The 13,845-nt window shown below is 68.5% G+C and carries 10 protein-coding genes; 7 read left to right on the top strand and 3 right to left on the bottom strand.

The genetic code is table 11. From position 1 onward, the window contains the following. The first annotated feature begins 150 nt into the window (after positions 1-150). A complete protein-coding gene (locus tag RR42_RS22310; protein ID WP_043353111.1) occupies positions 151-1,050 on the top strand; it encodes a LysR family transcriptional regulator in 900 nt (299 codons plus the stop codon). A 12-nt stretch (positions 1,051-1,062) separates the two neighbouring features. Here RR42_RS22310 and RR42_RS22305 read toward each other — a convergent pair whose 3' ends face one another. Together RR42_RS22305 and RR42_RS22300 are read right to left on the bottom strand one after the other, a co-directional pair. Next, positions 1,063-2,580, bottom strand: coding sequence for a sensor histidine kinase (locus RR42_RS22305; RefSeq protein WP_052494858.1), 1,518 nt, complete (start codon positions 2,578-2,580; stop codon positions 1,063-1,065). Continuing rightward, positions 2,577-3,299: a response regulator transcription factor gene (locus RR42_RS22300; RefSeq protein WP_043353109.1), complete on the bottom strand. Its 723-nt coding sequence runs from the start codon at positions 3,297-3,299 to the stop codon at positions 2,577-2,579. The genes RR42_RS22305 and RR42_RS22300 overlap by 4 nt, the downstream gene beginning before the upstream one ends. Positions 3,300-3,525: 226 nt before the next feature. Here RR42_RS22300 and msrB point away from each other — a divergent pair, with 226 nt between their 5' ends. The 3 genes from msrB to msrA all read left to right on the top strand — a co-directional run bounded on the left by msrB (position 3,526) and on the right by msrA (position 6,788). Next, a complete protein-coding gene (msrB, locus tag RR42_RS22295) occupies positions 3,526-4,065 on the top strand; it encodes a peptide-methionine (R)-S-oxide reductase MsrB (RefSeq protein WP_043353107.1) in 540 nt (179 codons plus the stop codon). Positions 4,066-4,115: 50 nt separating this feature from the next. After that, complete coding sequence (locus RR42_RS22290) at positions 4,116-5,924, top strand: cytochrome c biogenesis protein DipZ (protein WP_043353105.1); 1,809 nt, start codon at positions 4,116-4,118, stop codon at positions 5,922-5,924. Positions 5,925-6,047: 123 nt separating this feature from the next. Next, positions 6,048-6,788 (top strand): peptide-methionine (S)-S-oxide reductase MsrA, encoded by a 741-nt coding sequence (gene msrA / locus RR42_RS22285; protein WP_043353103.1) that lies wholly within the window; start codon positions 6,048-6,050, stop codon positions 6,786-6,788. 72 nt (positions 6,789-6,860) lie between these two features. Here the strand turns inward: msrA and RR42_RS22280 are convergent, their stop codons facing one another. Beyond that, positions 6,861-7,316, bottom strand: coding sequence for a cupin domain-containing protein (locus RR42_RS22280; protein WP_043353100.1), 456 nt, complete (start codon positions 7,314-7,316; stop codon positions 6,861-6,863). Positions 7,317-7,424: 108 nt separating this feature from the next. Between RR42_RS22280 and RR42_RS22275 the strand changes: the two genes are divergently transcribed. The 3 genes from RR42_RS22275 (at position 7,425) to RR42_RS22265 (ending at position 13,832) form a co-directional block, all read left to right on the top strand. Further along, entirely contained in the window at positions 7,425-7,691 is a 267-nt protein-coding gene (locus RR42_RS22275) for a hypothetical protein (RefSeq protein ID WP_043353098.1), read from the top strand. Positions 7,692-7,948: 257 nt separating this feature from the next. Then, positions 7,949-10,003 (top strand): CHAT domain-containing protein, encoded by a 2,055-nt coding sequence (locus tag RR42_RS22270; RefSeq protein ID WP_043353096.1) that lies wholly within the window; start codon positions 7,949-7,951, stop codon positions 10,001-10,003. 1 nt (position 10,004) lies between these two features. After that, on the top strand, positions 10,005-13,832 hold the full coding sequence (locus RR42_RS22265) for a hypothetical protein (RefSeq protein ID WP_043353094.1): 3,828 nt from the start codon (positions 10,005-10,007) through the stop codon (positions 13,830-13,832). Positions 13,833-13,845 lie beyond the last annotated feature (13 nt).

Here is a 13,845-nt window from a genome sequence, read left to right as displayed (position 1 = left end):
GGGGTTCAGGGTTCAGGTTCAGGTTCGGGTTCGGGTTCGGGGTTCAGGGTCTGAATCGGGTACCGCAACCGATGGGCCTAAATGTAGGCGGGTTTTTACGTCCGCGAAACTGGGATAATATGGATCGAAACGTTCGATAAAATCGATAAGATGCCAAATCCCGGTACGCCCACGCTGGATCAACTGAAAGTGTTCCTGACCGTGGTGGACGTCGGCAGCTTTGCCGGCGCGGCCCGCAAGCTCAGCCGGGCGACCTCGGTCATCAGCTATACGATCGCCAACCTGGAGAATCAGCTCGGCGTGGCGCTGTTCGACCGCAAGACCACCAAAAAGCCGCAGCTGACCGAGGCAGGCCGCACCGTGCTGGCTGAGGCGCGCACGGTCACCATGGGCATCGACGGGCTACGCGCGAAGGTCAAGGGCCTGCTGCAAGGCCTGGAGGCCGAGGTCCACCTGGCGCTGGACGTGATGCTGCCGGCATCCCGGGTGGTGGACGCGCTGAAGGCCTTTCGAGAGGCGTTTCCCACGGTAGCGCTGCACCTGCACATGGAAGCACTTGGCGCCGTGACGCAGATGGTGCTGGACGGCTCCGCCGCCATCGGCGTCAGCGGGCCGCTTGGCGCGGGCGTGGCGGGGATCGAGCGCATCTGGATCGGCGATGTGATGCTGCGGCCGGTTGCAGCGCCAGGCCATCCGTTGGCCAGCGGCAGCCCGAACCTGCCGGGTGCCGGACGGCATCATGTTCAACTGGTGCTGTCGGACCGCTCGGCGCTGACGCGCGGCAAGGATTTCGCGGTGATCAGCACGCATACCTGGCGCCTGGGCGATCTTGGCGCCAAGCACATGCTGCTGCGCGAAGGCATCGGCTGGGGCAATATGCCGGTGCCCATGGTGCAGGAAGATCTCGACTCGGGCCGCCTGGTGCTGCTCGACCTGCCCGACAATCACAGCAACTTCTACCCCTTCGATGCGATCTACCGCACCGACACGCCACCCGGCCCCGCGGCCTCGTGGCTGATCGAACGCTTCTCCGGCCAGGCAGCGGACTGAACCTGCCCGCCGCTAGCGGGCATTGCCGGCAGCGACGCTGGACACCGGCAACTCAAAGCTGAACACCGTACCACTGCCGGCGCGCTCCACCAGCCGGATCTGGCTGTGATGCAGCTGCAGCATGCGCTGCACGATCAACAGCCCCAGCCCGCCGCCGCGATGCGCGCCGCCGGCGCTGAACGGCCGCTGGAACAGGCTCTCGCGCAGTTCCGCCGGAATGCCGGGGCCGGTATCGCTGACGGTGACCGCCACCTTGCCGTCGCGCAGGGCGAGATCGACATCGATGGCGCCTTCGGCCGGCGTATGGCGGATCGCGTTATCCAGCAGGTTGGTCAGCACGCGCTCGATCATGCCAAGATCGGCCGTGACGGCGGGCAGGCGCTGCGGGATGCCGGCACGCAGCCGCACATGACGCGCCTCGGCCGGCAGCTCGAACTTCTGGAACACGTCCTGCACCAGGTCCACCAGGGAGAAATCCTCCAGCGCCGGCTGCACGATGCCGTGCTCCAGCCGCGCCAGCTCAAAGAGCGATTGCGCCAGCCGCCCCACCTTGACGCTTTGCGCCAGCGCGATGGCCAGGTAGCGCTGGCGCTCGGCCTCGCTGAGCGTATCGGCCTTGAGCGACAGCGTTTCCAGGTAGCCGTGCAGCGAGGTCAGCGGCGTGCGCAGGTCATGGGAAATATTGGCAACCAGCTCGCGCCGCTCCTGGTCCTGCTTGGTCAGCGCGCGCCATTGCTCGGCGATGCGGTCCGCCATTTGCGCGAAGGCCGCTTCCAGCGCGACGATTTCATCGCGTGCATTGCCGCGCGGCGAGCGCGGCACGCGCGGCTGCGTCTCGGGCGCGCCATCGGCATCAAACCGCCGCATCGCTTCGGTCAGGCGGCGCAGCGGCCGCGTGATGAGGCCGAACGCCATCAACCCCGCCAGCAAGCCCAGCAGCGCCACCAGCCCCATCGACCACAGCGTGGTGCGCAGCACCGAGTTGGCGGAGGCACGCGCCGCCAGTTCGTCATGCGCCTCGCCCAGCAGCACCACGTAGATGTAGCCGGCGGGCTCGGCACCGCCCACGCGCAGCGGCGCGGCGCTGAACACCTTGCGCCCGCCCGCGCTGCGCGGATCGTCCCCAAGGATAGGCAGCGGCTCGCCGGCCAGCAGGCGCTGCACCGGCTTGAGGTCGACCTGCTGGCGCTGCAGGTGCCCGGCCGGCGCATCGTGCCCCTGGATCCGGCCCTGGCTGTCCAGCAGGTACACCTCTACGCTCGGGTTCACCACCATCAACTGGCCGAACAGGCGGCGCAACGCATCCGGCTTGAGCCCGTTGGCGTCCATCAGCGATGCATTGCGCGCGATATGGCCGGCCAGCCCGCGCGACAGGTCCTGGATGACCTCCTTTTCGCGCATGTCGTTGGAGCGGACCTGCAGCCAAGCGGAGGCGCCGCAGCAGGCCAGCAGCAGCACGGAAAACACCAGGGACAGCCGCTGCGTCAGGGTCAGGCGGCGGCTCAGGTTCAGTCCAAGGTCAAGGCTCACGGCGCGCCTCCCTGTGTTCCCGCCGCGAGCTTGTAGCCATGCCCCCACACGGTCAGGATGCGGCTGGGCTGTGCCGGATCGGCCTCGATCTTGGTGCGCAGCCGGTTGATATGGGTGTTGACGGTATGTTCGTAGCCCTCGTGCTGATAACCCCAGACGGCGTTGAGCAGGTCCATGCGGGAGAACACCTTGCCGGGATGCCTGGCGAAGAAATACAGCAGGTCGAACTCGCGCGGGGTGAGCTCGATGCGCCGGCCGTCCACGCTGGCCTCGCGCGTGAGCGGATCGATCGACAGGCCGCCCAGCTCCAGGCTGCCCGCGTCGATGCGCAGGTCCTTGGCCATCGCATCCACGCGCCGCAGCAGCGCCTTCACGCGGGCCACCAGTTCGAGCACCGAGAACGGCTTGGCCAGGTAGTCGTCGGCGCCAAGTTCCAGGCCAAGGATGCGGTGGACTTCGCTGGCGCGCGCGCTGGTGATGATGATCGGCGTGTAGCGCGTCATGGCGCGGGCGCGCCGGCAGATCTCCAGCCCGTCCACGCCGGGCAGCATCAGGTCGAGGATCAGCGCGTCCCAGTTGCCCTGCGCCAGCAGCCGCAGGCCTTCGTTGCCGTCGGCGCTGTGCACCACTTCATAGCGCTCGTCGCGCAGGTGCAGGCTCAGTACGTTGGCGATGTCGACGTCGTCTTCGACGATCAGGATGCGCTTGGGGTGATCCATGTTCAGCCTAGAGGCGCGAGCCGGCTCGCGCGTGACAGGGGAGGCACAGGAAAGGCGCCGGCCTGGCTATTGTGCAAAATTTTGAGGCGGCGAGTTATCACATTTAATTTAACCTTTGGTGAGGACTCCGGGATGGTGCCAGCCATACGATGCGGCCAACGATGCATGGCAGCGATCGACGGCAAGTCGGTCGCCGCGATCGATACATTGAGGCAAGGAGCACATCATGGGAAGCAGAAGGCGCTTTTTGGTATCGGGCAGTGCCGCCGTGGCGGCGCTCGCGGCCGTTAGCGGCTGGCGCGCGCTGGCCGCCGGCCCGGCAAATGCGACGAACACGGCGAACACGGCGAACGCGGGCAAGCCCGCCGAAGCCTTCGAGGTAGTGCGCTCCGACGCCCAGTGGCGCCAGATGCTCAGCGCAAGCCAGTACAACGTGCTGCGCCAGGAAGGCACGGAGCGGCCCTACAGCAGCCCGCTCAACGATGAGCATCGCGCCGGCATCTTCGCCTGCGCCGGATGCCAGCTCGACCTGTTCTCGTCGCGCACCAAGTTCGACAGCCGCACCGGCTGGCCCAGCTTCTGGGCGCCGCTGGAGAACGCCGTACGCACGAACGAGGACCGCTCCTTCGGCATATCGCGCACGGAAGTGCACTGCCGGCGCTGCGGCGGTCACCTGGGCCATGTGTTCGACGACGGCCCCAAGCCGACCGGGCTGCGCTACTGCATGAACGGCGTGGCGATGACGTTCAAGCCGCAAGCCGCCTGAGCCCGCGCGGGCCTCCAACGCCGACAACAACAACCAGACTGAAGCATTCCATGTTCCTCCTTATCCTCGCCTACCTTGGTGGCGCGCTCACCATTCTCAGCCCGTGCATCCTGCCCGTGCTGCCCTTCGTCTTCTCACGGGCCGACCAGCCCTTTGTGCGCAGCGGCCTGCCGCTGCTGGCCGGCATGGCGCTGACCTTTGCGGCGGTGGCAACGCTGGCGGCAGTGGGCGGTGGCTGGGTAACCCAGGCCAACCAGTACGGACGCTGGCTGGCCATTGCCTTGCTGGCCGTGTTCGGCCTGACGCTGCTGCTGCCGCGCCTGGCCGAGCGGCTGATGCATCCGCTGGTCAGCGCGGGCAGCCGGCTCAGCGCGTTTGCGCAGGCCGATGGCGGGCAGGTCCGGCCCGGCTCGTCGTTCCTGCTCGGCATTGCCACGGGCCTGCTGTGGGCGCCGTGCGCTGGCCCGATCCTCGGCCTCGTGCTGACTGGTGCGGCGCTGCGCGGCGCCAGCGCCGGCACCACGCTGCTGCTGGTGGCCTACGCGGCCGGCGCGGCCACGTCCCTGGCGGTGGCCTTGCTGATCGGCGGCCGGGTCTTTACCGCGATGAAGCGCTCGCTGGGTGCGGGAGAATGGGTCCGGCGCGGCATTGGCGCGGCCATGTTGCTCGGCGTGGTTGCCATCGGGCTGGGGCTGGACACCGGTGTGCTGGCCCGCGTCTCGACCGTGGCCACGGGCGGCATCGAGCAGCAGCTGGTCGACAAGCTCTCCGCTAGACAGGCGCAAGCCGGCAACGGCGCGGCCATGGCCACGCCGTCCGGCGCGATGATGCGCGCAACCAGCCTGAAGACCGGCGAAAGCGCCGCCGCGGCACTCCCCGTGGAAGGCCAGCTGCCCGGGCTGGGCGGCGCCGTGGAGTGGCTGAACTCGCCGCCGCTCACGGCCGAGGCGCTGCGCGGCAAGGTGGTGCTGGTCGATTTCTGGACCTACTCGTGCATCAACTGCCTGCGCACCCTGCCCTATGTGAGGGCCTGGGCGCAGAAGTACCGCGACCAGGGGCTGGTGGTAATCGGCGTGCATGCGCCGGAGTTTGCCTTCGAGCGCAATCTCGACAACGTGAAGAAGGCCACGCGCGACCTCGGCATCGACTATCCCGTGGCGGTCGACAACAACTACGCGATCTGGCGCGCCTTCAACAACCAGTACTGGCCGGCGCACTATTTCATCGACGCGCAGGGGCAGATCCGCTTTCACCACTTCGGCGAAGGCGAGTACGCGAAATCCGAGCAGGTGATCCAGCAACTGCTGGCGCAAGCGGGCCACGCCGATGCGGCGAAGGTGGCCATGGGCATCAGCCATGCCGATACGCAAAACGTGCAAGGCGTGCAGATGGCTGCCGACGAAGCGGAAATCCAGTCCGGCGAAACCTACCTTGGCTATGAGCGGGCGCAGAACTTCGCCTCGCCCGGCGGCGAGGCGCAAGACAAGGCGCACACTTATACCGCACCCGCAAACCCCGCACTCAACGACTGGGGCCTGGCCGGCACCTGGCAGGTGGGTGCGGAGCACGCCACCCTGGCGGGCGCCTCCGGGCGGATCGTCTACCGCTTTCACGCGCGCGACCTGCATCTGGTGCTGGGGCCGGGCAAGGACGGCAAGCCAGTGCGGTTCCGGGTGAGCGTGGACGGCGGCGCACCAGGCAGCGCGCACGGCACCGATGTGGCGGCCGATGGCAGCGGCACGGTGACCGAGCAGCGGCTATACCAACTGGTGCGGCAGACGGGCAAGGTAGCCGATCGCACGTTTGCGATCGAATTCCTGGACCCCGGCGTGGAGGCTTACGCCTTTACCTTCGGTTGATGCGCACGCAAGCCGCCATATCGCCGTATCGCCGTATCGCCGTATCGCCGTATCGCCATATCGCCATATCCGCCATATTCCACACATTGATTACGACACAGCAACGTTCAAGGACAGGCAATCATGACCACGCAAACTTCAACCGGTTTCTCCTGGTGGACGCGTTCGTCCGCCGCAAAAGTCGCTGGCCTCGTCATGCTGGCGGCAGGCCTGCTGGCCTGGCAGCGCGTGGCCAACTCGGCGGAAGACGCCGTCAAGATCCCACCGCCCGCGCTCGATGAAAAAGCCGGCACGGCGCCAACGGAAACGGCCGTGTTCGCCGGCGGCTGCTTCTGGGGCGTGCAAGGCGTGTTCCAGCACGTGCGCGGCGTGAAGCAGGTCACGTCCGGCTATGCCGGCGGCGCGGCCAGCACGGCCCAGTACGAGACCGTCAGCGGCGGGGATACCGGGCATGCGGAGTCGGTACAGGTCCTGTTCGACCCGGCGCAGGTCAGCTACGGCCGCCTGCTGCAGATCTTCTTCTCTGTTGCGCACAACCCTACCCAGCTCAACTTCCAGGGTCCGGACCACGGCACGCAGTACCGCTCGGCGGTGTTCCCGCTCAATGCCGAGCAACGCAGCGTGGCGCAGGCCTATATCGCGCAACTGGGCAAGGCCAATGCGTTCAAGGCACCCATCGTCACCCGCATCGAGGACTACAAGGCCTTCTACCCGGCGGAGAGCTATCACCAGAATTTCCTGACCCGCCATCCTTCGCATCCATACATCGTCATCAACGACATGCCCAAGATCGGCTACCTGAAGCAGATGTTTCCCGACCTGTATCGCAACGACCCGGTACTGCTGAAGGTGGCGGGCTCGTGATGGCCGCGCGCAGATCGCTGCTTGCCGCGCCGACCACGCGGGTGACGCGGCCCTGCGGGCAGTGGATTGCGCTTAACCCGGTGCTGCCGGTGGTGCTGCCGGTATTAGCCCGTAGCGGGACATGACCGCAACCAGCGCCGCGCGGTCGGGTGGCGCGCCGGCATTGACGACATCGGCGACGTCGCGGAAGTACTGGGCCCCGATGTCCGGCGTGAGAACAACCAGTGCGCGAGCCGCGTCGCCGTGCGGGTTGCTGAACTGATGCACCGATCCGCGCGGGGTATGCATCCACTCTCCCGGCGCCAGGTCTCGGGCCACCCCATCGACAGCGTACCGGAGCCGGCCCGCCAGCACATAGACGCACTCTTCGTTGTGCGTGTGGCTGTGCGCTGGCGGCACCTGCGCGCCGGGCGGCACCGTCAACTCGAATACACCCATCCCACCCGCCGCCGCACCATCGATCAGGTACTGGATGTGCAACTGACCCACCTGGATCGAATCGCCCGGAGTCCCGCCATCAAGCGCCATTTTCAATCTCCCGCCAATTCAAAGCACCGCTCGCCCCCGCCGCTATTGCGATTCTAGGTCAGCGTGGATGCTTGCGACAGGACCATCGGCTAGCTGTGGGCGCCGGGCGTGATCGCGGAAATCACGGCGTTCACCTTCGGCTCGCGGCTGCTGGCGTGGGTGTCATCTCCAGCGGCACGGGCCTGTACTCGGCCTGTACTCGGCCTTTACTCGGCCTGTGCCGGCTTGCTGACGGCGCTCTGCGTGCTCCTCGGCAGCTACCTGTTTGCCAGCGTGGGCGGCCGCGCCGGATGGCGCTTGCATCACCATCGGCAAGATCGGCACGGCGGCGGCGGCGACGCAAATTGCATTTTTCGCAAATATCATATTCAGTAGTTAGGCAACGCAAAGCCAGAGCACAAGACAAGCCGGCATGCGGGCCGCCAGCATGGCATTGCCGCGACAAAAAGCGATTTGCTGCCATCCACCCTGCGTGGATGGCAGATTTGCGGGGGAGGAACATGGCCGCCATTGCGCTGACCAGTGCACCGTGCCGGGACGGCAAGCCGTGCAATCCGTGCTGTGGGTGCGATTCGCGCGATAGCGCATAGCCGGCAACGCATCGCGCGTCACGCCCTGCGGCAAAACGGCCCATGCCACGCAACTACTCCGAGCTAGAGATCGTCATCGACAGCGATGGCGATGCCAGGTACGCGGTGGAAGCCCGCCATCGGGTGCCGGAGGGCGACGCCATCACGCCGCGCGTGCCGCTGGCGTTGTCGCCGGATGCGCCGGCGCTGCGCGATGCGGATCCGCAGGTATGCGGGCGCGCACTGGCCGCCTGCCTGTTTGCCGCGCCGGTCGTGCGCGATGCCTTTGTCACTGCGCAGAACGCCGCGGATGAGCGGCGCCTGGACCTGCGCGTGCGCCTGCGCATCAGCGTGCAGGCGTGCGAGCTGCATGCGCTGCCCTGGGAGACCTTGTTCGACCCGGCCGGCGAGCACCCTCTGTTCATTGGGCAACGGTGCTTTTTCTCGCGCTACCTGTTTGCGCGTGAGATGCGCCTGCCCAAGCTGCGCGCCAAGAGCGACGTGACGGCGCTGGTGGTCGTGTCAAACCCGAGCGGCCTGGGCCAGGAGATGGTGCCGATCGATGCCGCGGGCGAAGCCGCGCGTGCCAGCGCCGCGCTGGCCCCGGTGCCCGTGACCGTGCTGGCCGAGCCAGGGTGCGCCACGGTTGAACGCATCCTTGGCGGCTTGCGCGACGGCGTGGACGTGCTCTACCTGGTCTGCCACGGGGCGCTGGTGGACGATGAGCCCATGCTATGGCTCGAACGCATGGACGGCACCCGCGACCTGGTGGCTGGCAGCGTGCTGGTGAACCACATCGGCGCGCTGGAACGCCCGCCCAGCCTGGTGGTGCTGTGCTCGTGCCAGAGCGCTGGCACAGGGGCCGCACGCGGCGGCAGCACGCTGATGGCGCTGGGTCCGTTGCTGGCGCAGGCTGGCGTGCCTGCCGTGCTGGCCATGCAGGGCAATGTGAGCGTGGCCACCATGGCCGCCTTCATGCCGGTGTTCTTTGCTGAACTGCGCGACCACGGCGAAGTGGACCGTGCCGCGGGCGTTGCGCGCGCCGCCGTCAGCCAGTATCCGGATTGGTGGATGCCGGCGGTATTCACGCGCCTGGACAGTGGCCGGATCTTCTACCCGCCGGGCTTCGGTCCCGACGACGGCGACGGTGCCGACGCCTGGCGCGCCGTCATCGAGAACATCCAGCACGGCGAGACCACGCCGATCCTCGGGCCCGCCATGAGCGAGACGGTGTTCGGCTCGCGCCTGAAACTGGCGCAGATGTGGGCCGAGGCCTATCACTTCCCGATGGCGGCGCACGAGCGCGACGAGTTGCCGCAGGTGGCGCAGTACCTGGCCGTGTCCCAGCAAGGCGTGTTTCCGCGGCGGCTCTTTTTCAAGTTTGCCTACCAGCACCTGAGCCAGCAGTACCGCGACATCCTGCCGGCCGAGCTGTCGGCGCTGCGCAACGAAGACATCATCGCCCAGCTTGGCGAAGTGGTTTGCGCCGTGGGGCGCGCGCAGCGCCAGCAAGACCCCCACAACCCCTACCGCGCCATGGCGCGGCTCAAGCTGCCGGTCTACCTGACGACGGACCCGAGCGACCTGCTTGCCGACGCGTTGCGCGAGGGCGGCGCCGATCCCGGCATCCGCCTGTGCCGCTGGAACCGCCAGGCGCAGGCCTGCGACGACGCGCTGGCCGAAGGCCGCAAGCGTGCCAATCCCACCCCGCAGACGCCGATGGTGCTCAAGCTGTTTGGCGACCTGCGCGAGCCCGGCTCGCTGGTGCTGACCGAGGACCAGTACTTCGACTACCTCACCAGCGTATCGACGAACGGCACCGCCATCCCGCTGGCCGTACGCGCGCGCCTGAACGACAGCGCGCTGCTGTTCGTCGGCTTCGACGTGCAGTCGTGGGAATTCCGCATCCTGTTTCGCAGCATCCTCAACCTGGAGGGCGCGGACCTGCGCCAGGAGTACCAGCACCTCTCGGCGCAGCTGGACCCCAACAGCATCGTCGACCCGGTGAGCGCGCGGCGCTACCTGGAGCGCTACTTCCAGGACAAGGCGCGGCTCAAGCTGTACTGGGGCGACGTGGGCATGTTCACCGCCGAACTGCTGCGGCGCCTGGAGGCCTGAGATGGCGGCCAATCCTGCCCGCGACAGCGCCGCGCAGCGCGCCCACGGCCCGTACATCGGCCCGATGCCGCTGGGCGAGACCGATCCGATCTTCGGGCGGGATGCGCAGATCGAGGAGCTGCGCGACCGCCTGATCGCCGACCGCATCGTGTTGCTGTACTCGCCATCCGGCGCGGGCAAGACCTCGCTGATAGAGGCGGGGCTGCGCAAGCGCCTGGCGGATCGTTTCGACGTGTTGCCGACCGCCCGCGTGAGCGTGCCGTACGAAGGCGCCAACCGCTACGTCACCAGCGTGCTGCACTGCTGGGCCGCGCGCGCCGGACTCAAGCCGCGCGCGGGCGACACGCTCTTGTCGTGCCTGGCCCGCCTGGAAGGCCCCGCCCACGGCGGCCGCGCGCGACGCCTGCTGGTCGTGCTCGACCAGTTCGAGGAGATCTTCACACTCGACACCACCGACACTGGCGCCAAGCAAGCGTTCTTTGCGCAGCTGGGCGAGTTGCTCGGCCGCGGCGGGAGCCCCGTCTGGGCGCTGGTGGCGATGCGTGAGGAGTACTTCTCCTGGCTCGATGCCTATCGCGACCTGGTGCCGACACGGCTCACCAACACCATGCGGATCGACCTGCTCTCGCGCGAGCAGGCGCTCGAAGCGCTGCGCGGCCCCGCGCGCGAAGCTGGCGTGGATTTCCATGAGGACGCGGCGCGGCAGCTCGTGAAGGATCTGGCCCAGGTCCGTACGCGCGACGCCGCGGGCCAGGTGAGCCTGCGCGAAGGGCGCTATGTCGAACCGGTGCAGTTGCAGGTGGTTGGCCTGAGCCTGTGGCAGGCGTGCTTCGGCCCGGCCGGGCCACCGGCGGGCACAGGCGCCATCACGCTTGAGCAGGTGCAGCGCCTGGACACCAGCGCTGCGCTCGCCTCCTACTGCAACATGGCCCTGGACGCGGCCACCGGCACGCGCATCCGGCAACGCGTGGTGCGCGACTGGATCGAGAGCCAGCTGATCACCGCCACCAACATGCGCGCGCAGGCGACGCTGGATGCGGGCTCGCGCAACGCGCCCACCGCGGCCGAGCTGGACATCCTGCAGCAGTACCACCTGGTGCGCGCGCAAAGCCGCCAGGACGCGCAGTGGCTGGAGCTGGCCCACGACCGGCTGATCGAGCCGCTGCGCGCCAGCAACGCGCAATGGCGCACCCAGTACCTGCCGCACTGGAAACAGCTGGCGCGGGCCTGGGCGCTGTCCGGCGAGAATCCCGGCGTATTCGGCAAGCTCACCTCCACCGCGGAACTCGACGATACCTTGCTTGAGGCCGAAGACCGGCACAGCGAAGCGGAGAACCGGTTCCTGGCGGCCTACCAGCGCCATCGCACGGAGCGGGAGCGCGCGCGGCGCTGGCGCATGCTTGGCTATGCGCTCGGGCTCATCGGGCTGCTGGTGCTGATTGGCGTGGCGATCCTGGCCTGGCAACTGCGCGCCACCAAGCAGGACATCGCGCGGCAAAACGCCTTGTTCTCGCTGCTCGGTTCGCGCCCGGCACCGGACGCCGCGCTGCTGGCGTCGGTGGAGGGCACGCGCGGCCAGCGCAACCATGCGCCGCCGGAGGGCTTTGATTTTCGGCGCGCACTGGTCGGCGCCATGAACCGTGCCCGGCATATCGAGGCCTACCTGGCGCGCGCGGACGAGCAAACGCTGGAGGTGCAGGGCGATGCCGGCTATCGGGTGAGTGCCCGGCTCGGCGGGAATCACTGGCTCATGGAGATCACCGGGATTGCGCCCGGTGCCCCAACGGTGCGCCTGGACGAGACCGCGCTCCGGAACCAGCACCCCGAAGGCGTGCGCGTGTTTGCACTGACGGGCGCCGGCACGCTGGCCACCGGTGGGCAGGACGGCAGCGTGGCGTTATGGAACGTTGCCCAGCCTGCGCGCGCCACGGTGCTGCTGCTGCCGGCGGGCGCCGGGCGCGAAGGCGGTTGGGGCCCGGTCTCCGCCCTATCCAGCGACGGGCAGCGCCTGGTCGCGGGCTACGAGCGCGGCCACATTGTCGTGTGGGATCTGGCCAAAGGTGGAGACGCCTGGCGGCACCCGATTGCCAGCGCGCGCGCGCATGCGCTGCGTGTGACCGATGTGGCGCTGTTCGACCAGGGGCGGCAGCTCGCCACCGCGGGGCGCGATGGCAAGGCAAGGTTGTGGCACCTGCCGGCGCAGGCGAACCCGGCGGATCCTTTCGTGCTGACAACACCCGCGCACGAACTGTCGGCGCCCGCGGACAACACCGACTGGTTCGCGGGCTACCACAGCATCGCCGTCAGCCCCGACGGCAGCCTGGCCGTGGCGGGCACGCGCGGCGGGCGCATCAGCGTGTGGCGCACCGCCGACGGCGAGCTATGGCCACAGGCGCTGCTGGGGCACGACGACGCCGTGGTGCGGCTGGTGTTTACCGATGACCGGCAACTGCTCTCCGGCGGCTGGGATGGCCGCGTGATCCGCTGGCGGCTCGACCCGGAACACATGCGGGCAACGCGCACCGAGCTGCTGGACCTGCCGAGCCAGATCACCGGACTGGCCCTGGCCGGCCGCGACCAGCGGCTCTACGCCTCCACCGAGCAGGGCGAACTGCTGCAGATGCGCTTCGATGCGCCGCGGCACCCGATGGCCCGCATCGTCTCGCGCCGGCACGAGGGCGCGCCTGTCCTGCTGCTTGCGCTCACGGGCATCACGCCGCCCCTGGTGGCCGCGACCGAAGATGGCAAGCTCGCCTTGCTGCAGGCCGAGCCGGGCAAGCAGGCCATCCGGCGCCCTATCGACTTGCTGGCGCCACCGGTGCGGGCACTCGACTGGGCACGCCGCGCGCAGCGCCTGGTAGCGGCGGACGACAATGGCCAGGTCTGGATGCTGCGGACCGATGGCACGGGCGATGCGATCCTGCCCGGTGTGATGGCCGGCGCCAGCACCCGCCTGACGATCAGCGACGACGCGCGCTTGCTGGCAATCCGTTCAGGTGAGCCCGCGGAGAACCGGCGGCTGGAGCTATGGCGGCTGGCGCCAGATCAGGGCGCGAGCCGCCACGCGGCGCCATCAGCCTCCATGGCGTCCACAGCAGCCACCCTCGAAGCCGCCGCCTGCCGCATCCCGCTGCCCGAGGCCCTGTCCCATGCTGCGTACGCCGCCTTCCGGCCAGGCACCGCGGAGCTCGCGGTCACCGACGACGACGGCATCAGCTTGTGGCAGGTTGCCGCGGCCGACGCCGATTGCGCGAATGCAAAGGCTGTCATGGCCCAGCGCTTCGAGGGCCTGCCGCGCGGGCAGATCACCAGCCTGGTCTTTGACGCGCACGGCGACACGCTGGTGGCCGGCAACTACCTCGGCAAGGTCTATCGCCTGGCATTGCCCAAGCCCTTGGCAATGTCGGCAACAACGCCGGCAGCAATCTCGGCGACAACGCCGGGCCAGCCGGTGCCGGCCAAGGCCACCATCCTCAAGCAGGATGCCGCAGGCGTGATCACCGCGCTGGCCGCGCCCGATGCGCCATTCGTCGTCGCCGGGGATGACCACGGCAACCTGTTCCTGCTCGATCCCGAGGCCGATCGTCCGCTGCCCATCCCGCAAGCGCTCTATCGCGACCCGCGGCAGCCGATGGCCGCGCTATCCGTGAGCGACGACGGGCGCTGGCTGTACGCGGCGGGCACCGGGATCGCGGCGATCTGGGACCTGGACATGGCGCAGTGGCGCCAGGCGGCCTGCGCCATCGTCGGCGGCGGCTTTACGCCCAGGCAGAAGGCCGAGTTCTTCACGGGCGATACCCCATCACCTAGCGCGTGTGAGGCGCAATGACCGCATCCGCTGC

Source organism: Cupriavidus basilensis (genome assembly GCF_000832305.1).
Classification (GTDB): domain Bacteria; phylum Pseudomonadota; class Gammaproteobacteria; order Burkholderiales; family Burkholderiaceae; genus Cupriavidus; species Cupriavidus basilensis_F.
Note: the sequence above shows the minus strand (reverse complement) of the source record. Positions and strands in the feature narration are given on the sequence as shown.